This window comes from Williamsia maris (assembly GCF_024171815.1).
Lineage (GTDB): Bacteria > Actinomycetota > Actinomycetes > Mycobacteriales > Mycobacteriaceae > Williamsia_A > Williamsia_A maris.
This window is the reverse complement of record NZ_JAMTCJ010000004.1, coordinates 854,081-875,669: the sequence shown is the minus strand read 5'-3', so window position 1 is coordinate 875,669 and position 21,589 is coordinate 854,081. Positions and strand designations below refer to the sequence as shown.

General features: G+C 67.9%; 15 protein-coding genes and 1 tRNA gene. 8 read left to right on the top strand and 8 right to left on the bottom strand.

Features of this window, described 5'->3' with window-relative positions; all coding sequences use genetic code 11:
• Positions 1-89: 89 nt before the first annotated feature.
• The gene (orn, locus tag LX13_RS22725) at positions 90-689 is read right to left on the bottom strand and encodes an oligoribonuclease (protein WP_253663540.1); all 600 of its coding nucleotides are present in this window, start codon (positions 687-689) and stop codon (positions 90-92) included.
• Between the two features lie 114 nt (positions 690-803).
• On the opposite strand from orn, the gene LX13_RS22720 reads away from it, so the two are divergent.
• A complete protein-coding gene (locus tag LX13_RS22720; RefSeq protein ID WP_253663539.1) occupies positions 804-2,384 on the top strand; it encodes a helicase HerA-like domain-containing protein in 1,581 nt (526 codons plus the stop codon).
• 9 nt (positions 2,385-2,393) lie between these two features.
• Here LX13_RS22720 and cmrA read toward each other — a convergent pair whose 3' ends face one another.
• From cmrA to LX13_RS22695, 5 genes are all read right to left on the bottom strand, one after another.
• Complete coding sequence (gene cmrA / locus LX13_RS22715) at positions 2,394-3,197, bottom strand: mycolate reductase (RefSeq protein ID WP_253663538.1); 804 nt, start codon at positions 3,195-3,197, stop codon at positions 2,394-2,396.
• 61 nt (positions 3,198-3,258) lie between these two features.
• Positions 3,259-4,902, bottom strand: coding sequence for an HNH endonuclease signature motif containing protein (locus tag LX13_RS22710; RefSeq protein ID WP_253663537.1), 1,644 nt, complete (start codon positions 4,900-4,902; stop codon positions 3,259-3,261).
• A 191-nt stretch (positions 4,903-5,093) separates the two neighbouring features.
• Positions 5,094-7,124, bottom strand: coding sequence for an NADPH-dependent 2,4-dienoyl-CoA reductase (locus LX13_RS22705; protein WP_253663536.1), 2,031 nt, complete (start codon positions 7,122-7,124; stop codon positions 5,094-5,096).
• Positions 7,121-7,714: a PadR family transcriptional regulator gene (locus LX13_RS22700; protein ID WP_253663535.1), complete on the bottom strand. Its 594-nt coding sequence runs from the start codon at positions 7,712-7,714 to the stop codon at positions 7,121-7,123. The genes LX13_RS22705 and LX13_RS22700 overlap by 4 nt, the downstream gene beginning before the upstream one ends.
• A gap of 137 nt (positions 7,715-7,851) precedes the next feature.
• A tRNA-Arg gene (locus LX13_RS22695) sits at positions 7,852-7,925 on the bottom strand.
• 225 nt (positions 7,926-8,150) lie between these two features.
• Here LX13_RS22695 and LX13_RS22690 point away from each other — a divergent pair.
• The 6 genes from LX13_RS22690 (at position 8,151) to LX13_RS22665 (ending at position 18,563) form a co-directional block, all read left to right on the top strand.
• Positions 8,151-8,645 (top strand): cupin domain-containing protein, encoded by a 495-nt coding sequence (locus tag LX13_RS22690; protein WP_253663534.1) that lies wholly within the window; start codon positions 8,151-8,153, stop codon positions 8,643-8,645.
• A 58-nt stretch (positions 8,646-8,703) separates the two neighbouring features.
• The gene (locus LX13_RS22685) at positions 8,704-10,791 is read left to right on the top strand and encodes a bifunctional copper resistance protein CopD/cytochrome c oxidase assembly protein (protein WP_253663533.1); all 2,088 of its coding nucleotides are present in this window, start codon (positions 8,704-8,706) and stop codon (positions 10,789-10,791) included.
• A gap of 138 nt (positions 10,792-10,929) precedes the next feature.
• A complete protein-coding gene (gene ettA, locus LX13_RS22680; RefSeq protein ID WP_253663532.1) occupies positions 10,930-12,603 on the top strand; it encodes an energy-dependent translational throttle protein EttA in 1,674 nt (557 codons plus the stop codon).
• A 9-nt stretch (positions 12,604-12,612) separates the two neighbouring features.
• Positions 12,613-17,328: an NAD-glutamate dehydrogenase gene (locus tag LX13_RS22675; protein WP_253663531.1), complete on the top strand. Its 4,716-nt coding sequence runs from the start codon at positions 12,613-12,615 to the stop codon at positions 17,326-17,328.
• Positions 17,329-17,385: 57 nt separating this feature from the next.
• On the top strand, positions 17,386-17,877 hold the full coding sequence (locus LX13_RS22670; RefSeq protein WP_253663530.1) for an acyl-CoA thioesterase: 492 nt from the start codon (positions 17,386-17,388) through the stop codon (positions 17,875-17,877).
• Positions 17,874-18,563 carry a DUF8185 domain-containing protein gene (locus LX13_RS22665; RefSeq protein ID WP_253663529.1) on the top strand — a complete coding sequence of 230 codons (690 nt, stop codon included), beginning with the start codon at positions 17,874-17,876 and terminating at the stop codon, positions 18,561-18,563. The genes LX13_RS22670 and LX13_RS22665 overlap by 4 nt, the downstream gene beginning before the upstream one ends.
• On the opposite strand, the gene LX13_RS22660 is transcribed toward LX13_RS22665, so the two are convergent.
• Positions 18,564-20,315, bottom strand: a complete 1,752-nt coding sequence (locus LX13_RS22660; protein WP_301301552.1) for a glycoside hydrolase family 13 protein — start codon at positions 20,313-20,315, stop codon at positions 18,564-18,566. It abuts the gene before it with no gap.
• 55 nt (positions 20,316-20,370) lie between these two features.
• Positions 20,371-20,784 (bottom strand): globin, encoded by a 414-nt coding sequence (locus LX13_RS22655; RefSeq protein ID WP_253663528.1) that lies wholly within the window; start codon positions 20,782-20,784, stop codon positions 20,371-20,373.
• Positions 20,785-20,920: 136 nt separating this feature from the next.
• Here LX13_RS22655 and LX13_RS22650 point away from each other — a divergent pair, with 136 nt between their 5' ends.
• Complete coding sequence (locus LX13_RS22650; protein WP_253663527.1) at positions 20,921-21,544, top strand: HNH endonuclease; 624 nt, start codon at positions 20,921-20,923, stop codon at positions 21,542-21,544.
• The last annotated feature ends 45 nt before the right edge of the window (positions 21,545-21,589 follow it).

Sequence of the window (21,589 nt, the reverse complement as noted above, 5' to 3'; positions counted from 1 at the left end):
AGAGCACACTCTATCTGGTGGCCCGCGCCGAGTGCCAATCGGTTGTTCGATACGCGTGGGACAGCAGGGACGAGGCCGTGCCGGGGTGGCTAGGCGTCGCCGAGGTCGGTGACGATCTGCGCGATGGTGTCGGTGTCCGGGCCGGGCTGGGCGACGAACGCCGTCTGCCGGTAGTACCTGAGCTCGCGGATCGACTCACGGATGTCGGCCAGCGCACGGTGCGCGAGACCCTTCTCCGGCTGACCGAAGTAGATCCGCGGGTACCAGCGGCGACTCAGTTCCTTGATCGAGCTGACGTCGATCATGCGGTAGTGCAGGTAGGTGTCGAGCGCGGTCATGTCGCGGGCGATGAAGCCGCGGTCGGTGGCGATGGAGTTACCGGCCAGCGGGGCCGCCCCGGCCGACTTCACGTGTTTGCGAACGTAGTCCAGCACCATCTGCTCGGCCTCGGGCACGGTGACCGTCGACGCACGCACCTCGTCGGTGAGCCCGGAGGCGGCGTGCATCTTCTTCACCACGTCGGGCATCGCCTCGAGGTCGGCGTCGTCGGCATGGATGACCACGTCGACGCCCTCGCCGAGGATGTTGAGATCGCTGTCGGTGACCAACGCCGCGATCTCGATCAGTTTGTCGGTGTCCAATCGCAGACCGGTCATCTCGCAATCGATCCACACAAGTTTGTCCTGCACCCGACAACCTTAGCCAACGCCCCGCGCGGCGCTAATGTGTTGCCGGACGCGCCGGGGGAGCACCGGCGCCACTGATGTGCCGGCGGGGGTCGGCGACGACCGGGAGGACCACACGTGACCGAACCGACGCAAGGCCAGACGGCGGCGCAGCAGATCGCCGCCGGATACCGATTCGAGGGCCCGGCGTTGGAGCTCGGGGCGGTCAGCGTCGACGGCGTGATCGACCCCGCCGCCCAGGTCCGCATCCCGCTGGCGATGATGAACCGCCACGGACTGGTCGCAGGGGCGACCGGCACCGGCAAGACCAAGACGCTGCAGGTGATCGCCGAACAGCTCTCCGCGGCCGGCGTGCCGGTGGTGCTCGCCGACGTCAAGGGCGACCTGTCCGGGCTCAGCTCGCCCGGCGTGGCGGGGGACAAGATCGCCAGGCGCGCCGCCGAGATCGGCGACACGTGGGCGCCGGCCACCCACCCGTGTGAGTTCGTCTCCCTCGGTACCGAGGGCATCGGCGTCCCGATCCGCGCGACCATCACCTCGTTCGGCCCCATCCTGCTCAGCAAGGTGTTGGGACTCAACGCAACCCAGGAGTCGACGCTCGGCCTGATCTTCCACTGGGCCGACGGCAGGGGCCTCGCGCTGCTCGATCTCAAGGATCTGCGTGAGGTGATCGTCCATCTCACCAGCGACGAAGGCAAGGCGGACCTCAAGGGCATCGGCGGGGTGTCGTCGGCGACCGCGGGCGTCATCCTGCGAGCGTTGTCGAACCTCGAGGCCGAGGGTGGCGACACCTTCTTCGGGGAGCCGGAGATCGAGCCCGGCGACCTCATCCGGATCGACCCCAGCGGCGCGGGCATCATCACGCTGTTCGAACTGGGCAAGCAGGCCGCCCGGCCCGCGCTGTTCTCCACGTTCCTGATGTGGATCCTGGCCGACCTGTTCGAGTTCCTGCCCGAGGCCGGCGATGTCGACAAGCCCAAGCTGGTGTTCATCTTCGACGAGGCGCATCTGCTGTTCAGCGACTCGTCGAAGGCATTCGTCGAGCAGGTGGAGCAGACGGTCAAGCTGATCCGCTCGAAGGGGGTCGGCGTCTTCTTCTGTTCGCAACTGCCCACCGACATCCCCAACGAGGTGCTCTCCCAACTCGGTGCACGCATCCAGCACGCGCTGCGTGCCTTCACCCCGGACGACCAGAAGGCGTTGTCGAAGACGGTGAAGACCTACCCGACCTCGACCGCATACGACCTCGAGAAGGCGTTGACGTCGTTGGGGATCGGCGAGGCCGTCGTCACTGTCCTCTCGGAGAGGGGCGCCCCGACCCCGGTCGCGTGGACGGTCATCCGTCCGCCGCGGTCGTTGATGGACACCATCGGCGAGGAGGCCATCACCGCGGCCGCGTTGCTGAGCCCGTTGCACCAGAAGTACGGGCAGTCGGTCGACCGTGAATCGGCCTACGAGATGCTGACCGCGAAAGTCGTTGCACCGGAACCGCAGCCGACCCAGGCGAGCCCGCAGTCGGCGCCCGCGCCGAAGCCGCCGGTGTCGAAGCCGCCGGAGTCGAAAGAGAAGGACGAGCCCGGTGTGGTGTCCGAGGTGCTCGGGAACGCTGCGGTGAAGAGCTTCCTGCGCTCGGCGGCGTCCGCGGCCGGTCGGGAGATCACCCGATCGCTGTTCGGCGCGGGCAAGCGGCGTCGCTGACCGTGTGGGTCAGTCGCCGAGCTTCTTGTAGAAGCCGCCGACGATCGGCGCCACGATCCTGCGCGGTGTGTACCCGCCGGCCACCGACATCGCCTTCGACAGCATGCCGGGGACGACGCGCATCTTGTTGCGCGCCAACGCATCGAGACTGAGCCGGGCAACGCCGGCGCTGTCGTCCCACAGGAAGCCGGGCACCATCTTGTCGACGATGCTCGCGTCCTCGGGGGACGGGTCCTCGGTGCGTACGGGTCCCGGTGCCAGCAAGGTGATGTGCACGCCCTTCGAGGCGACCTCGCCGCGCAGGGACTCACTGAACGTGTTGACGAAGGCCTTCGACGCCGCGTAGGTCGCGTTGTTCGGGATCGGCATGTTGCCCGCGGCCGACCCGACCATGAGGATGCCGCCCGAACCGCGCTGCACCATCTGCGGCAGCACGGCCAGCGTGAGGTCGTGGACCGCGGTCGCGTTGAGTCGTAGCTGGGCACGTTCGTACTCGGGGTCGAGGTCGACGAAGGCGCCGAAGGTCGCGATGCCCGCGTTGTTGCAGAGGATCGAGATCTCGCGGTCCGCGAGTTCGGCGCACAGCACATCGAGGGAGCGCAGGTCCGACAGATCGGTGGGGCGCACCTCGACGGAGATCCCGTGGTCGGCACGCATCTTCTCGGCGGTGATCTCGAGGATCTCGCCGCGGCGGGCCACCAGGATCAACGAATGGCCACGCCGGGCGAGCTCCCAGGCGAGGGCCTCGCCGATGCCAGAGGAGGCGCCGGTGACGACGGCGCGGGCAGATGCGGTGGGTGCGGGAACGGCCATGCCCGCGATCGTATCGGTGCCACGTCGGACGTGGACGGTGCCCTTGGTACAGGTATCGGCATCAGGCGACCCGGTCACCTGGCCAGGTGACATCGAAGCGCGACGGTCGGAGGTCGCGGTGGCCGTCGATGGGGTCGATCGGGTCGGGGTGCTCGACAGGTTCTGTGGTGTCGATGGATTCGGTCCAGGGGTCGTCGGGTGTGGTGTGGAGATCTGCAGGCTTCTCCGGTGGCACGGGCTCACCCCACGGGTCATCGGCCGTCACCGTTTCGGCCCGCGCGGTGGATTCGCCCCATGGGCCCAGTGCTGCGCGGCGGTGTCGGTCGATGAGTTCATCGACGAGGTGCAGGTGGTTGGTACGGATTTCACCCGGTGGGTCGGTGTTGCGGCGCCAGCCGTAGCGGCCTCGATCGGGTCCCTCGGTGATTTTCACCGTTTCCCAATGGTGGGGTTTGGTACCCACGGATCGGTTGTGCGGTCCGCAGGCGGGTGCCATGTGATTGGCGTCGGTCTTTCCGCCATCGGCCCAGTCGGTTTCGGCGTGGTGCATTTCGGTGTGCGCGAATGGTGTGGGGCAGTCGGTGCGGCTGCAGCCGCCGTATTTGGAGAACGCGATGAACCGTTGTGCTTGGGAGGCGAGACGGTGCGCGCGGCCGAGGAACAGGGGTTCGCCGGTGTGCTCTTCGAATACCGCGAGGTGCATCTGTGCACGTGCCGCCATCTGCAGGACGTCAGAGATGGGGAGGTCGGTGCCGGTGGCGGTATGGGCGATGCCGGCGCGTTCACGAAGTTTGTCTTCGGTGATGGAGATGATGATGTGCGGCGGTAGTCCGCGGTGCGAGGCACCGTGCAAGCCGCCATCAGCAGCAGCCTGCAGCAGGGCTCGCAATGCATCGTGGTTGCGTTGACCGACCGAACGGGTGTCCCGGTCGGCGGCTTCCCGCAACTGCTCCGGGTCGATGTCGGTGGTGTCACCGCGTGGTGACCGATCGTCGTCGGGGTTGTTCATCCCGGGTGCCGCCCAGACGGCGAGCATCACCTCGAACAGGGCGCGCGTGGTGGGATCCAACGTCGCGAAGACCTTCGACATCAACTGGGTGTCCTGGCAGCTCAACGACAGTCGGCGTTGCCTCGCCCGGTCCCGGTCATCGGTCAGGTGTCCGTCGGGGTCAAGGTGGGCCAGGACACGGACACCGGCTTTCGTGATCTCGCGGGGGCTCAACTTTCGGGCGTGCTCGGCCAACAGTTCCTCTGCCGCGGCCCGGTCGTCGGGGTCGACGGCGGCAGGGATCTTGCGCATCACATCGAGGATCGCGTCGACGTGATCGGCACCGATCGCACCTGATGCCAACTCGTCGGCGGTGTTGGGGCATGTCGGTGGCAATTTCTCACCGGTCATGGCATGCATCGACTGCAACTGCGCGACTGCCCGTAAACGATTCCTGGGGTTGGTGATCCGCAGTTCGATGCGCAGGAACTCACCGAGCTTCTGACACCCCACGGCCCGGTGGGCGTCACGGTCGGAGACATCGAGGATCCTGCGGTTGCCGATCGATTCCATCCGTCGGACGGCCCGTTCATGGCGGATGGCCAGATCGGCGACCACTGCATCAGTGCAGGGGTCTGACATTGCCGCAGCAATCTTCTCCAGAAGGCGTTCGAGCGCAGCGTAATCCGACTCCAGATCAGACATGGTGTCGGTCACTATGCACTCCTCCCCAGGCGCGGCAACTGAGGCCAGATCAGCACAGGTGTTCGAACCAGGCAACGGTTTAATATGGTGAATGATGTTGAACGTCAGCAAAGTTCGCTGGATCGTCGTCCGCCGCGATGGCGTGGACCTGCGTGTGGTGGATCGGCGGTCCTCACGGCCACGGTCGGCGCCGAGGGGTGCTGTCAGAGGGCGGCGGCGACCTCGGTGCCCTGACGGATGGCCCGCTTGGCGTCGAGTTCCTCGGCGATGTCGGCGCCGCCGATCACATGGGTGCGGATCCCCGCGACGGTCAACGGGTCGATGAGGTCGCGCACGGACTCCTGTCCGGCGCACACCACGACGGTGTCGACGTCGAGCACCCGCGGTGCGCGATCGTCATCCTCGAAGTGCAGGTGTAGGCCGGCGTCGTCGATGCGGTCGTAGCGGGCACCCGAGATCTGTTCCACGCCTTTCATCTTCACCGACGCGCGGTGGACCCACCCGGTGGTCTTGCCCAGTCCACGGCCCTGCCCGCCGGACTTGCGCTGGACGAGATAGACGGTGCGGACGGCGGGTGTGGGGCGAGGCTTCGTGACGAATCCCGGGATGGAGGTGTCCTCGGAGACGCCCCACTCCTGCTCCCATTCCTTGAGGTCGAGCGTGGGGGAGTCGTCGACGGTGAGGAACTCGGTGATGTCGAACCCGATGCCGCCCGCGCCGATAACGGCGACGGTGGAGCCGATCTCCCGATGTCCGAGAACAGCATCGGCGTAGGTCACCACCTTCGGGTGGTCGATCCCGGGGATGTCGGGGATGCGGGGGACCACGCCGGTCGCGATGATCACCTCGTCGAACTTCTCGGCGATCAGGTGTTCGGCACCGGCCCAGGTGTTCAGGTGGACGGTCACGCCGCCGACCTCGAGTTGGCGGGTGTAGTAGCGGATCGTCTCGGAGAACTCCTCCTTCCCCGGGATCTTCGCGGCGATCGCGAACTGCCCGCCGATGGACGACCCGGCCTCGAACAGTTCCACGCGGTGACCGCACTCGGCCGCGGCGACCGCGGCGGACAGACCGGCCGGTCCCGCACCGATGACGGCGACGCGTTTGGCGTGCCGGGTCGGGGACAGGGTGAGGACGGTCTCGCGTCCGGCGCGCGGGTTGAGGAGGCAGGACACCTTCTTGCCGACGAACGCGTGGTCGAGGCACGCCTGGTTGCAGCCGATGCACGTGTTGATCTCGTCGGCGCGACCCTGCTGGGCCTTGTTGGGCAGGTCGGGGTCGGCCAGCAGCGGACGCGCCATCGACACCGCGTCGACGCGACCGCGTCGCAGGATGTCCTCGGCGATCTCCGGGGTGTTGATGCGATTCGACGCGATCAGCGGGATCGACACCTCGTCGCGCAGACGTTCGGTGAACTTCACGAACGCCGCCCGCGGCACGGAGGTGATGATGGTCGGGACCTTGGCCTCGTGCCATCCGATGTCGGTGTTGATCGCATCGACACCGTGGGCCTCGAGTGCGCGCGACAGCTGGGCGATCTCGTCCCAGGTCTGCCCGCCCTCGACGAGATCGGCGATCGACTGCCGCATGATGACCAGGAAATCCGTACCGACACGCTTGCGGATGCGATCGACGATCTCGAGGACGATTCGTTGCCGGTTCTCGGTGGACCCACCCCAGCGATCGGTGCGGGTGTTGGTGCGCGGGCACAGGAACGTGTTGAGGAGATATCCCTCGCCGCCCATGATCTCGACGCCGTCGTAGCCGGCGTGCTTCGCGAGCTTCGCGCATCGTCCATAGGAGTAGATGGTCTGGCGGATGATCGCCTCGTTCATCTTGATCGGCTGGAACGGGTGGATCGGCGACTTCTCCCGACCGACACTGACTTTGAGCGGCGTGTAGCCGTAGCGACCGGCGTGCAGGATCTGCAGGGCTATCTTGCCGCCCTCGTCGTGCACCGCGTCGGTGAGCACGCGGTGTCGACGAACGTCGATCTTGTTGGTCAGCTTGCCGCCGAACGGCAGCAGCAGGCCCAGACGGGTCGGGGCGATGCCGCCGGTGATGATGAGGGCCGCGCCACCACGGGCGCGCATCGCGTAGTAGGCCGCCAATTTCTTGGTGTCCCAGGCGCGTTCCTCGAGGCCGGTGTGCATCGATCCCATGATGATCCGGTTGCGCAGGGTGACCGAACCGAGCTCCATGGGTTCGAACAGGTGGGGGTACGGGGTGTTCATCGCGAGACCTTCTCCTCAGATGTGGATGTGCCGGGCTGGGCGGGGCTGGTGGACATCTCGGATTCGAGGGCGGCGACGACCTCGTCGAGCCAGTCGACGAAGCCCTCCTCGATGCGGATCCCGCCGCGCAGCACCAGGTACTGGTGCAGGCGTCGGCCGGTGGTGGCCGCGGCGTCGGGGTGGTCGCGGTCGGCGAAGGACCGGTAGAGCGCGAGTTGTTCGGTGTGGATGTCGCGGTGACGACGCATCTCGGCGGCCAGGTCGGCGAGGTCGCCGTGTTCGGCGGCCCGCAGCTTCACACTCAGTTCGTCGCGCAGGCGGGGAACCGGTGCGCGGTCGGACACCCACGCGCGCAGTGCATCTCGCCCGGCATCGGACAGCGTGTAGACCTTCTTGTCCGGGCGGGCGTCCTGCGCGACCGCCTCGAATGCGACGAGTCCGTCGTCGTGCAGCTTCTTCAACGTCCGATATATCTGCTGGTGGGTGGCCGACCAGAAGTAGCCGATCGACCGGTCGAACTGTCGGCCGATCTCGTAACCGGTGCCGGGACGCTCCGCGAGCGACACCATGATCGCGTGTTCGAGAGCCATGAGCGCAGGCTATTACGCAATCACGCACTGTGCAACAAAGTGCATAGGGAACATCGACAGCCTGAGTTCCCGCAGAGCGGGAACTGTGGCTACGTCTGTGTCCGAGAAGGTCGGGGACCGTGTGATCGATCCCGGGGTGCCCCCGGCAGGACTCGAACCTGCGACCTAGAGATTAGAAGGCTCTTGCTCTATCCACCTGAGCTACGGAGGCGCGTCCGCTCACGGCCGGAGTCGGCGGTGAACGATCTGCGCCGGAAGTATATCCGCCACCCGACCTCCGGTGAGGGACGGCCACGGGCTCGCCCGGCCACGCCCGAGGGCGCCGAATACGAACGTACGAATCGCCGCCACAAGAGTTGCGCCGCCGTTGTCTTTACGTCATCTTTACTTTTGCCCGATGATGTAGGGCGGGGGTTCGACGAAGGGGAGCGTTGGCATGGACGGCATCAGAACTCTGGACTTCACCGGCGGCGCGGCGGTCGACTCGCCGATCCGGCCGGAGTGGGTTGTGGAGGGCGACCCGGTGGCCAGGATTCACGAATGGACGATCAGCTCCGATCTGCTGTCGACGACGGCGATCTGGAGCTGCACGGCGGGCACGTTCCGCTGGTTCTCCGCCACCGAGGAGTTGATTCACATCCTCGAGGGTGCGGTGGTCGTGACGGACCTGTCCGGACAGGAGGTCGAGCTGACCCCGGGACGTGCCGCGGTTTTGACCGCAGGGCAGTGGACCACCTGGACGATCGACGATCACGTCAAGAAACACGCCGTGTGGAAGACCGCGGTACCGACCCCGGTGCGGCTGTTCTGGCGCGCGCTGTCGGCGTTGCGCCGGATCGCCCGCGGTGGGGCCCGGATCGTCCGTCGGGGTTCGACGTCCGACGCGCAGTCCGCTGCCGCCGATCCGTTCGGGACCCGCACGGCAGCCTGAGCCGCAGCTCACGCCGACAGTTTTCCCGGCTGCGGCGTCCGTTGCCTAGAGTGCAGTCATGAGCGTGACCACTGCCGATTCGATCGACCTGCGCCGCAGTGCGGCCGCAGGCCTCGGCTGGGTCGTCGCCTGGGTGACGGCCGTCGTCGCGATCATCGTCACGGCGATGTCGGCCTCGCAGTTCACCGAACTGACCGGTATCCCCGACCCGGGATGGATCACCACCTACGGACTGCCGACGGTCCAGGGCATCGGCGAGATCGGTGCGGCCATCGCGGTCGGGTCGGCGCTGTTCGCGGCGTTCCTCGTACCGCCGCAGGCCGACGGCGTCCTCGACGTCGGTGGCTACCGCGCGGTGCGCTGGGCAGCAGTCGGCGCCCTGGTGTGGGGCATCACGTCGTTGATGATGATCCCGCTGACCCTGTCGAACGTGTCGGGTCGGCCGCTGGCGGAATCGCTGCAGCCGTCGAATCTCGTCACCGCCGTCGAACAGGTAGCCGACGCCCGATCCTGGCTGTGGACCGCCGCGTTCGCACTCGTGACCGCGGCCTTCGCGCGGGTCGCGTTGCGGTGGTGGTGGACCGTGGTCATCTTCGGTCTCGCCCTGCTGAGCCTGATGCCGCTCGCCCTGAGCGGGCACTCCTCGGCCGGCGGAAGCCACGACTGGGCCACCAACAGCCTCATCCTGCACATCGTGTTCGCGACCGTCTGGCTCGGTGGTCTGTTCGCGGTGCTCGTCTACGCCCGCGGACTCGGTACCCACACCGGTCTCGCGGTGGCGCGCTTCTCGCGGGTCGCACTGTGGTGCATCGTCGTCGTCGGCACCAGCGGTGTGATCAACGCGCTCATCCGCGTCTCGTTCTCCGAGCTGTTCACCGACACCTACGGCCGGATCGTCCTGCTCAAGACGGTGGCGCTGATTGTGCTCGGCGGACTCGGTGCGATCCACCGGCAACGGACCATCACCGCTCTGCGGTCCGATCCCGACGACCGTGCGGCGTTCATCCGTTTCGGGCTCGTCGAGATCGTGGTCTTCGCGGTGACCTTCGGCCTGGCCGTGGGGCTGTCGCGGACGCCTCCGCCCGCCGAGGACACCTCGAAACTCTCGGTGACCGAGGTCGAACTCGGATACAACCTCCCCGGTCCGCCCACGGCCCTGCGGATCCTGACCGAGTGGCGGTTCGACCTGCTGTTCGGGACGCTCGCGATCGTGCTCGCAGTGGTCTACCTGCGCGGCGTCCTGCGCCTGCGTCGTCGCGGTGACGCCTGGCCGGTGGGTCGGATGATCAGCTGGTTCGCGGGGTGCGCGATCCTGCTGTTCACGTCGTCGTCGGGTCTGGGCAGCTACTCGCCCGCGATGTTCAGCATGCACATGATCGCCCACATGCTGATGTCGATGCTGATCCCGGTGTTGTTCGTCCTCGGCGGTCCGATCACCCTCGCACTGCGGGCCCTGCGTCCTGCGGGCCGTTCCGCACCGCCCGGACCGCGCGAGTGGATCCTCGCGGCGCTGCACAGCCCGGTGTCGCGTTTCCTCACCCACCCGGCGGTCGCGTTCGTGCTGTTCGTCGGCAGCTTCTACGTGCTCTACCTGGGCGGACTGTTCGATGCGGTCGCGACGTATCACGCGGGACACGTACTGATGAACCTGCACTTCCTGCTCAGCGGATACCTCTTCTACTGGGTGGTCATCGGCATCGATCCCGCGCCGCGGCAGGTGGCGCCGCTGGCGAAGGTTGGGATGGTCTTCGCCGCCCTGCCGTTCCACGCGTTCTTCGGGGTGGCGCTGATGTCGATGAGCTCGGTGATCGCCCTCGACTACTTCCGCGGCCTGCGGTTGCCGTTCGGCGTCGACCTCATGTCCGACCAGCGGGTGGGCGGTGGCATCGCCTGGGCGGCCGGTGAGGTCCCACTGGTCATCGTCATGCTGGCGCTGCTCATCCAGTGGACGCGGCAGGATCAGCGGGTCGCCAAGCGCTTCGACCGTCGCGAAGACCGCGACAACGACTCCGAACTGGCCGGATACAACGCCATACTGGCCGAACTGTCCGGCACGAGTGCGACGGACTCGCCCGGAGTGGACAGCGGCGCGTCGGCGGCACCGGATCCCGTCGGTGGGTCCCGTCCGGGTGGCGACGCCTCGTAATCCGGGGCGCCCGGGCAGCTAAGGTTGGTGTCGACCTCGTCCGGCCGGGTCGTCCCGCAGCCGTAGGGCACCAGCCCACATGCGCACCCGCCGGACGCCTCGAGTCGTAGTGCACATGTTGCGTGGAAGGTGATACGAGTGCCCGAATTTATCTACACAATGAAGAAGGTGCGTAAAGCACACGGGGACAAGGTGATCCTCGACGATGTCACGATGTCGTTCTACCCCGGCGCGAAGATCGGTGTCGTCGGCCCCAACGGCGCGGGCAAGTCGTCGATCCTCAAGATCATGGCCGGCATCGACCAGCCGTCCAACGGCGAGGCGTTCCTCGACCCGGGCGCCTCGGTCGGCATCCTGATGCAGGAGCCCGTCCTCAACGAGGAGAAGACCGTTCGACAGAACGTCGAAGAGGGCATGGGCAAGGTCAAGGAAGACCTCGATCGCTTCAACGAGATCGCCGAGCTCATGGCCACGGAGTACTCCGACGAGCTCATGGACGAGATGGGCAAGCTGCAGGAGGCCCTCGACCACGCCGACGCCTGGGACCTCGACTCCCAGCTCGAGCAGGCGATGGACGCGCTGCGCTGCCCGCCCGCCGACGAGCCCGTCACCCACCTCTCCGGTGGTGAGAAGCGCCGCGTCGCACTGTGCAAGCTGCTGCTGTCCAAGCCCGACCTGCTGCTGCTCGACGAGCCGACCAACCACCTCGACGCCGAGAGCGTGCTGTGGCTCGAGCAGTTCCTGGCCTCCTACGCGGGCGCAGTCCTGGCCGTCACCCACGACCGGTACTTCCTCGATCACGTCGCCCAGTGGATCTGTGAGGTCGACCGCGGCAAGCTGCACCCCTACGAGGGCAACTACTCCACGTACCTGGAGAAGAAGGCCGCGCGTCTCGAGGTCCAGGGCAAGAAGGACCAGAAGCTGCAGCGTCGTCTCAAGGAGGAGCTCGCCTGGGTGCGCTCCGGCTCGAAGGCCCGCCAGACCAAGAACAAGGCGCGCCTGGGTCGGTACGAGGAGATGGCGGCCGAGGCCGACAAGATGCGCAAGCTCGATTTCGAGGAGATCCAGATCCCCACGCCGCCGCGACTGGGCGACGTGGTGGTCGAGGTGAAGAACCTCGACAAGGGCTTCGACGGCCGCGTGCTGATCAAGGATCTCTCGTTCACGTTGCCGCGCAACGGGATCGTCGGTGTGATCGGACCCAACGGTGTCGGTAAGACGACGCTGTTCAAGACCATCGTCGGCCTCGAGAACGCCGATTCGGGCACCGTGAAGGTCGGCGAGACGGTCAAGCTCAGCTACGTCGACCAGAACCGCTCGAACATCGACCCCAAGAAGAACGTGTGGGAGGTCGTCTCCGAGGGACTCGACTTCATCGAGGTCGGTCAGAACGAGATGCCGTCGCGTGCCTACGTCAGTGCGTTCGGCTTCAAGGGGCCCGATCAGCAGAAGAAGGCCGAGGTCCTCTCCGGTGGTGAGCGCAACCGCCTGAACCTCGCGCTGACCCTCAAGGAGGGCGGCAACCTGATCCTGCTCGACGAGCCCACCAACGACCTCGACGTCGAGACCCTCGGTTCGCTGGAGAACGCGCTCGACACCTTCCCGGGTTGTGCCGTGGTCATCTCGCACGACCGGTGGTTCCTCGACCGCACCTGCACCCACATCCTCGCGTGGGAGGGCAACGTCTCCGAGGGACAGTGGTTCTGGTTCGAGGGCAACTTCGAGGCCTACGAGGCCAACAAGATCGAACGCCTCGGTGCCGACGCCGCGCGTCCGCACTCGGTCACCCACCGCAAGCTCACCAGGGACTGACCCCCTCCCATGGGCACGGCATCGTCGACGACCCTCACGCCTGCCGAGGTCGCGCGTGGTTATTACGCGCGCCCCGGTCGGGTTCTGACCGACGATGCCGCGCCCGCCGCGGGTGGTCGCGACGCGGTCGATCTGGGACAGGTCGAACGCCATCTGGCGGTCGCCCGCGTCCGCCCGGCGGGCCGACCGGTCGTCGAGGTCGTCGAATCCGACGGCGTCGTGCGGTCGGTCTACGTCGTGGTCGACGACCAGGCGCTGCTCGTGGAGGCGGCCGTGGTCGTCGTCGAGCAGGCCGGACTGTCGGTGCGACGCGTCGATCACCCGATCTTCGCGGCCGTCCGCGACGACGCGGGCGCACTGGTCTCGCTGACCGCGGCCGGCTCACCGGATTCGGATGCGGACGCGGTGACCGAGTCGTGGATCGGACTGCAGGTCTCACCGGCCCGCGGTGCGATCGACGCCGACGATGTCCGGGCCCGCCTCGTCGAGGTGATCGAACGCATCGGCGGAGTCCACGCCGATGCGCCGCAGATGCTCGCCGAACTGGCCTCACTCGCCGACGTGGTCCGCGCCGGCGGTGACGGCGACCGTGCCGAGCTGCTCACCTGGTTGTCCGAAGGGCACTTCCTCGCCCTCGGATCTCTCCAGGCCGGTGCGGGTGAGTCCGAATGGTCGGCGGCCACCGGGGTTTTCGTCCAGCCTGCGGTCGCGCGGCCCGGAGAACCCGCGCGGGTTCCCGACACCGCGGTCTCGATCGGACGCGTCCATCTGCCCACCGGTGTCATCCGGACCGAGTACCCGACCGCGATCCGGATCGTCGAACCCGGCGCGAACGGTCGAACCCATGTGTTCGTCGGGATCCTGACGTCGGCGGCCCTGCACACCGATGTCCTGGCGGTCCCGGTCCTGCGGAGCGTCGCGGGCGCGGTCCTCGCGCAGGCGGGGGTCGGCGGCGACTCCTATGCCGGTGCCACCCTGCTCGAATTGCTGCAGAACCAGTCGCGCGCCGAATTGTTCGGCGCCGTACCCGAGGACCTCGCCGCGACCCTGATCGATGTGCTCGACGCGATCGCCGGACGCGAGGTCCGCGTCTACCTGCGCGCCGACCCCGCCTCCGAGATCGTCACCGCCCGGATCTACCTCCCGCGCGACCGCTACACCACCCGTCTGCGCGAGCAGATGCAGACGCTGCTCGTCGAACGCCTCGGCGGTCGGTCGCTGGAGTACACCGCCCGCATCAGCGATTCGCCGCTGGCGTTCGTGCACGTGATCATGCGAGTGGACCGCGGCACCTGCGAACTGCTGGCCGGGATGGATCCCGCCGACCCGCGCCGCGCCGAGATCCAGACCGACATCGCCGCGGCGGCCCGTAGCTGGGACGACGATCTACGTGCCATCGCAGGCGGTGCCATCGATGCCGACCTCGTCGGCGCGTACGCCGCGGCGATCCCGCAGGCCTACAAGAACGAACGGGATCCGCGCGCGGCTCTGACCGACGTCGTCGTCCTCGCGGGCCTCGCCGACGGCGACCATCACGTCCGACTCCGCCCGCACATCGCCGAGCCCGACGACCGCTGGACCTTCGGGCTCTACCTCTGCGGACGATCGGCGTCGCTGACATCGGTCCTGCCGATGCTGCAGAGCCTGGGTGTCGACGTCCTCGACGAACACCCCTTCGCGGTCACCCGACCCGACGGGATCGCCTGCTGGATCTACGAGTTCACCATCGTGCCGGCCGCCGGGGTCGGCGTCGCCGCCGATTCCTCGAGCGACCTACAGGCGCGTTTCACCGACGCCTTCGCGCAACTGTGGACCGGCGTCGCCGACGTCGACCCGTTCAACGAACTGGTGCTGCGATGCGGGTTGGGGTGGCGTGAGGTCGTCATGCTCCGCGCCTACTCGCGGTACCTGCGGCAGTGCGGGTTCGCCTCCGGCGCACGGCACGTGACCGGTGTGCTCGGTGACCACCCGGAGATCACGTCGGCGCTCGGTGAACTCTTCGCGCTGTCGTTCGACCCCGACCGGGTCGACGACGACGCCAGGGCGGGCGTGGTCGACCGGCTCGACCGGTTGGCCGGCGACGTGCTCAGCCTCGACGCCGACCGGATCATCTCGGCCTTCGTGTCGGTCGTGAAGGCGACGTCGCGTACGAACTTCTACTCGCCGGACGCCGGTGCTGCGTTGGCGTTCAAGCTGCGCCCCCGGGAGATCCCGCAGACGCCGCAGCCCCGCCCGCTGCACGAGATCTTCGTGTACTCCCCGAGGGTCGAGGGAGTGCACCTACGGTTCGGGTCGGTCGCCCGCGGTGGCCTGCGCTGGTCGGATCGGCGGGAGGACTTCCGCACCGAGATCCTCGGGCTGGTCAAGGCGCAGGCGGTGAAGAACGCGGTGATCGTGCCGGTCGGTGCCAAGGGCGGGTTCGTGGTCCGGCAGCCACCGACTCCCACCGGCGATACGTCGGCCGACCGGGACGCGACCCGCGCCGCCGGTGTCGCGGCGTACCGCGAGTTCATCTCGGCGTTGCTCGACCTCACCGACAACCTCGACGTCGGTGACGGCACCGATACCGCCACGGTCGTCCCGGCTCCCGGGGTCGTGCGTCGCGACACCGACGACACCTACCTCGTGGTGGCCGCAGACAAGGGCACCGCCACGTTCTCCGACATCGCCAACTCCGTCGCCGCCGCGTACGGGTTCTGGCTCGGTGACGCGTTCGCATCGGGTGGGTCGGTCGGATACGACCACAAGGCCATGGGCATCACCGCCCGCGGTGCCTGGGAATCGGTGACGCGCCACTTCCGGGAGATGGGCACCGACGTCGCCCGGGACGACTTCACCGTCGTGGGCGTGGGCGACATGAGCGGCGACGTGTTCGGCAACGGGATGTTGCTCTCCGAGCACATCCGTCTGGTGGCCGCGTTCGACCACCGCCACATCTTCGTCGATCCCGATCCCGACGCCGCCGGATCGTTCGCCGAACGCCGCCGCCTGTTCGACCTGCCGCGGTCGTCGTGGGCCGACTACGACACGACTCTGATCTCCGAGGGCGGCGGCGTGTGGTCGCGCGAGAGCAAGTCCATCCCGGTCACCGAGAGCGTGCGCGACGCACTGGGACTGGAGGCCGGCGTCGAGCGCCTCTCGCCGCCGGAGCTGATGCGCGCGATCCTGTTGGCGCCGGTCGACCTGCTGTGGAACGGCGGCATCGGGACCTACGTCAAGGCGTCCACGGAGAGTCATGCCGACGTCGGCGACAAGGCCAACGACGGCATCCGAGTGGACGGGAACGCGGTGCGCGCCAAGGTGATCGGCGAGGGCGGCAACCTCGGGGTGACCGAACACGGACGCATCGAGTTCGACATGTCCGGCGGTCGCATCAACACCGACGCGATGGACAACTCGGCCGGGGTGGACTGCTCCGACCACGAGGTGAACATCAAGATCCTGCTCGACTCGCAGGTCGCCTCCGGTGCACTCGCCCCGGACGACCGCAACCGGCTGCTCGAGTCGATGACCGACGAGGTCGGTCGGCTGGTGTTGTCCGACAACATCTCCCAGAACTCCGAGCTGGGTACCTCGCGAGGTCTCGCCGGGCAGATGCGTGACGTCCACGCGCGGTTGCTCGGCCGCCTCGCCACCGACCACGGTGTGGACCTCGAGCTCGAGGCCCTGCCGCACCCCGATGACCTGGTGGCCCGGGAGGGTGGCGCCGGCCTCACCTCGCCCGAGCTGGCGACGATGATGGCGCACGTGAAGCTCGCTCTCAAGGACGATCTGCTCGACGGCGACCTCCCCGACAACGACGCCTTCGACGACCGTCTGATCGCGTACTTCCCGCAGGCGCTGCAGGATTCGTATCCTGTCGGCATCGCCGCCCACCCGCTGCGGCGGCAGATCGTGACCACCACACTGGTCAACGAACTCGTCGACACCTCGGGGATCGAGCACGTCTTCGCACTCGGCGAGAGCACCGGGGCATCGACGACCGACGCCGCCCGCGCCTTCGTGGTGGTGGCCGAGACGTTCGGACTGTCGGAGTTGCGATCGAGGATCGTCGCCGCGCCGGGGGAGATCACCGCCATCGACGAGATGCTCATCCACTCGCGGCGCCTGTTGTTCCGGGCGTCGCGGTGGTTCGTCGCCACCCGGCCGCAGCCGATGGCCATCGCCGCCGAGATCACCCGCTACGCCGATCGGGTCGCCGCGCTCGATCATCACCTGCCGGACTGGTTGGGGGACAGCTCACGGTCCGACATCGACGTCCACGCCGCCCGGTGGGAGTCGGCCGGGATCCCCGCCGACATCGCACACGACGTGGCCGGATGCCTGCACCGGTTCTGCCTTCTCGACATCATCGACGCGGCGGAGATCTCCGACCGCGACGTGCACGAGGTCGGCGCGCTGTACGGAACGCTCCTCGACCACCTCGGCGTCGAGCAACTGCTCACCGCCGTGTCCGACCTGGAGTCGGGGGACCGGTGGCAGTCACTGGCCCGGCTCGCGTTGCGCGACGACCTGTTCGCGGTCCTGCGTGCGATGACCCTGGCGGTCCTCGAGGTCGGTGAGCCGGACGAGTCGCCGCACGAGAAGATCGCGGAGTGGGAGCTGCACAACGCATCTCGACTGTCCCGGGCCCGCGCCACGTTGGACGAGATCGCGCAGTCGGGTCACCGGGATCTCGCGACCCTGTCGGTCGCGGCCCGCCAACTGCGGAGCGTGATCCGCTGACGTCGGTGACCGAGGTGCCCACGACGACCACCGCAGCACCGATCAGGGAGGCAGACCATGTCTGATGCAGGCCATCAGCGAGACGACTCACTCCGGGACGACTCACTCGGGGGCGACGACGGACACCGCGTCGACGCCGGCTATCTGGTGACGGTGCCGGTCCGCTGGTCGGACATGGACGTGTTCCAACACATCAACCACGCCCGCATGGTGACCCTCCTCGAGGAGGCCCGCATCCCGTGGCTGTTCTACGACGAGCGGCCCACGGTCGGTCTGCGCAACGGGTGCCTGGTGGCCGACCTGCACGTCAAGTACCAGGGGCAGGTACGCCACGACGAGTCGCCGATCGAGGTCACCATGTTCACCACCCGCGTCCGCGCGGTCGACTTCTTCGTCGGATACGAGGTGCGTCCGAAAGGTGCTGCACCGGAAAGCCGTCCGGCCGTCGTCGCGTCGACGCAGTTGGTGTCCTTCGACGTCGACACCCAGCGCCCGCGGCGGATGACGGCACAGGAGAAGGACTACCTGACGAGTTTCCTGCGCCCATGATCCGTTTCGCGACACCCGCCGACCGCAACGACCTCACCGCATTCGTGATGCGCGCCTGCCGTATCGACGAACTGGCGGTGATCCGCCTGCGCCGTCGTGGCGACGGGGCGGTGGGTGCGTGGGTGATGAGCGGTTTCGACGTCCTCGCCGGTCGGGTCATCCGCGCCGAACTCGATTCGCCCGACGTCGTGCACGACGGACCGTCGATGTTGGCCGCGTTGCGTGCCGACCCGTCCGCGTCGGCCGTGGATCCAGGGTTCTCCATCGACAGTGCGTGGCAGGCGGGGGCTCTGCCGCCGGAGAGCGGTTTCGGTCACGTCGATGACGTGCCCGCTCGTACGATCGTCGAGTTGTCCCGTGAGGGAGCGCATCTCGCCCGTACCCAGGCCGGGCCATTGGGGCCGCCCGCCTCGCTGCTCGAACAGACCGTCATCGAGGTCGACGATCCCCGCGGGACCGGTGCCGACGCGGTGGCCGTCTCGATGCGTGCAGTGTTCGCGCTGACCGCGATGGGTTTCGTCCGCACCGTCGACGGTGACCAGGTCACCGAGACGTCCCCGATCGAGGCGATCGCCGCGGACGAACCGGTGCGGATCCGCGCGACCCGGGTGTGGGCACGCCTCGACGCCCGCTATGGCTCGGTGCACATCCGACGGACCGCGTCGCTGGCGGTCACCCCGACCTGATCAGACGAGCCAGGCGGCCGCGTTCGGCGGGAGCTTCCCGTCGCGCAGCGGGGCGCTGCTCAGCAACACCTCACCGCCGGGCAGCCCGACCGGCTCGTCGCCGGTGTTGACCGCACAGATGAGTCGCCCCTCGGCGCGGCGGTAGGCGATGCACCCCTCCGGCGCGCCGTACCACTCGATCTCGACGCCGGCGAACTCCGGGCGGGTCTTGCGCAGCTCGATGGCGAGCCGGTAGAGCGACAGCGTGGAGTCGACGTCCTCGAGCTGGTGCTCGGCCGTGAGGGCCTTCCAGTCGTCGGGCATCGGCAGCCAGGTGTCCGGAGTGGTGCTGAACCCGTAGGGCGGGGTGTCGCCCTGCCACGGCAGCGGGACCCGGCAGCCGTCTCGCCCGCGCATGGTGTGTCCGGAGCGTTCCCACACCGGATCCTGTAGTGCCTCGTCGGGCAGCTCGGTGTTCGGCAGTCCCAGTTCGGCGCCGTTGTAGATGAAGATCGTCCCCGGCAGGCCCAGCTCCACGAGGAGCATCGCGCGCGCCCGGTCGAGACCGGCCTCGGGCGTGGTGCCCTCGGCGTACCGCGTGACCTCCCGCTCGACGTCGTGGTTGGACAGGGTCCACGTCGGGTTGCCCTGCACCGAGTCGACGGCCTCCAGCGAGTTCTCGATCGCCTCGCGGATCGAATCGGCGGTGAAATCGGCCTCGGCGAGCCGGAAGTTGAAGCCGAGGTGCAGCTCGTCGGGGCGGATGTACTCGGCGAACCGGGAGTTCTCGCGCACCCAGATCTCGCCGACGGTGACCGCGTCGGGGTACTCGTTCATCACGGTGCGGATCTTGCGGTGGATCTCGTGGACGCCGGGGTTGTTGAACCGGGGATCGTCGTCGTCGTTGATCAGCAGACCGGTGCGCATGTCGGTCATGTCCGGCAGACCCGGTGGCTTGGCCATGCCGTGGGCGACGTCGATGCGGAAGCCGTCGACGCCCCGGTCCAGCCAGAATCGCAGGGTGGTGGCGAGATCGTCGAAGACCTCGGGGTTCTCCCAGTTCAGATCGGGTTGTTCGGGCGCGAAGATGTGCAGGTACCACTGCCCGGGGGTGCCGTCGGCCTCGGTGACGCGGGTCCACGCCGGCCCACCGAAGATGCTCGGCCAGTTGTTCGGCGGCTCGTCGCCGTCGTCACCGAGCCCGTCGCGGAAGATGTAGCGCTCCCGCGCGGCACTGCCCGGTTCGGCGGCCAACGCCTCGACAAACCAGGCGTGCTGGTCGCTGGTGTGGTTGGGGACGAGGTCCATCGTGACCTTGATGTCCCGTGCGTGCGCCTCCTCGATCAACGCGTCGAGGGCACCGATCCCGCCGAACAGCGGGTCGATGTCGCGCGGATCGGAGACGTCGTAGCCGTGGTCGGCCATCGGCGACCGCATCACCGGGCTGATCCACAACGCGTCGACACCGAGCAGTTCGAGGTAGCCGAGCTTGTCGATGACCCCGTTGAGGTCGCCGACACCGTCACCGTCGCTGTCGGAGAACGACCGCGGGTAGATCTGATAGAAGATCGCCGAGGTCCACCAGTGCTCGTCCCGGCCGATCCCGGGGGCGTCCGCCTCGGTCGTCGTGGTCTGCGTGACGTCCCGATGGGACAGGTGATCATCTTGCGCGACAACGGTGTTCGATGTCTCATCCACGTCGGACGGGGTGGGTCGTCCGGCGTCGGTGTTCAGCTCGGCGGCGCCTGTTGACTCGTCATTCACACGATCCATCTTGCCTCACGTACCGGCGCGAACACGCCGTACGCCGCGCCGGGGGTGGCGGCGGTCACATCGGCGCGTTCACCATCGATTGCGCGGCCATCTCCATGTACCCGACCAGCGCCGCGCGGTGCTCGTCGTCGAGGCGGTCGGGGCCGATCGACGCGATGGCCGTGTGCATGCACCGCAGCCACGCGTCGCGTTCCATCGGGCCGATCCGGAACGGGTTGTGTCGCATCCGCAGGCGAGGGTGCCCGCGCTCGTCGGAGTAGGTCCGCGGACCGCCCCAGTACTGCTCGAGGAACATCCGCAGGCGTCGTTCCGCGCCCTCGAGGTCGTCCTCTGGGTACAGGGGTCGCAGGATCTCGTCCCGGGCCACCTCGACATAGAACCGACTCGTCAGGTCGTCGAAGGTCTGCGCGCCGCCGACTGCGTCGTAGAAGGTCTGTGCGCCGTCATTCACCCCTCCAGTGTTCCCCATCGTGAGTTGTTCACCGCCACGTCGCCCCGATTCACCCGATGGACGCCCGTCCGGCGCGATTAATGCTGTGCATTCGGCGCGATTCCGTGGTCCACTGAATTGTTCCCACTCGAGATCAGTAGTGCGGGGAGGCCGGATGGCGCGCATGAGGAAGCAGTCGACCACGGTGACCTCGCTTGCCTCCGTGCCGCCCGATCCGCCGACCGAGGACATCCGCGAGCCCGTCGTCGGGAACTCCGCGGTCTGGGGAAAGCACCGGGTGCTGCTGCTCAACGCCACCTACGAGCCGCTGACGGCCATCTCCATCCGACGTGCCGTGGTCCTCGTCCTGCGCGAGCGCGCCGACATCGTGCACACCGACGAACTCGGTCCGCAGATCCACTCCGCCGACCTCGCGATGCCACTGCCGTCGGTGATCCGCCTACGGACCTACGTGCGCGTGCCGTACCGGGCGAAGATCCCGATGACCAGGGCCGCCCTCATGCACCGCGACCGGTTCCGCTGCGGCTACTGCGGCGCGAAGGCCAACACGATCGACCACGTCGTGCCCCGCAGTCGTGGGGGAGCCCACAACTGGGAGAACTGCGTGGCGTGCTGCGCCCACTGCAACCACAAGAAGGCCGACCGGCTGCTGTCCGAGCTCGGGTGGACGCTGCAGGCGTCGTTGACCCCGCCCAAGGGCAGGCACTGGCGACTGCTCGCGACGGTCAAGGAGATCGACCCGGCGTGGTCCCGGTACATCGACGTCGGCGCGGCCTGAGCGGGCCGCGAACACGTCGACAACGACAGCGTGTCAGCAGCGGCG

Coding starts and splice junctions, on each gene's coding strand:
- LX13_RS22670 (WP_253663530.1), top strand. CDS start 17,386: ATGTCTGATGCAGGCCATCAGCGAGACGACTCACTCCGGGACGACTCA.
- LX13_RS22690 (WP_253663534.1), top strand. CDS start 8,151: ATGGACGGCATCAGAACTCTGGACTTCACCGGCGGCGCGGCGGTCGAC.
- LX13_RS22685 (WP_253663533.1), top strand. CDS start 8,704: ATGAGCGTGACCACTGCCGATTCGATCGACCTGCGCCGCAGTGCGGCC.
- LX13_RS22665 (WP_253663529.1), top strand. CDS start 17,874: ATGATCCGTTTCGCGACACCCGCCGACCGCAACGACCTCACCGCATTC.
- LX13_RS22705 (WP_253663536.1), bottom strand. CDS start 7,124: ATGAACACCCCGTACCCCCACCTGTTCGAACCCATGGAGCTCGGTTCG.
- LX13_RS22650 (WP_253663527.1), top strand. CDS start 20,921: ATGGCGCGCATGAGGAAGCAGTCGACCACGGTGACCTCGCTTGCCTCC.
- LX13_RS22660 (WP_301301552.1), bottom strand. CDS start 20,315: ATGGATCGTGTGAATGACGAGTCAACAGGCGCCGCCGAGCTGAACACC.
- cmrA (WP_253663538.1), bottom strand. CDS start 3,197: ATGGCCGTTCCCGCACCCACCGCATCTGCCCGCGCCGTCGTCACCGGC.
- LX13_RS22655 (WP_253663528.1), bottom strand. CDS start 20,784: ATGGGGAACACTGGAGGGGTGAATGACGGCGCACAGACCTTCTACGAC.
- LX13_RS22675 (WP_253663531.1), top strand. CDS start 12,613: ATGGGCACGGCATCGTCGACGACCCTCACGCCTGCCGAGGTCGCGCGT.
- LX13_RS22700 (WP_253663535.1), bottom strand. CDS start 7,714: ATGGCTCTCGAACACGCGATCATGGTGTCGCTCGCGGAGCGTCCCGGC.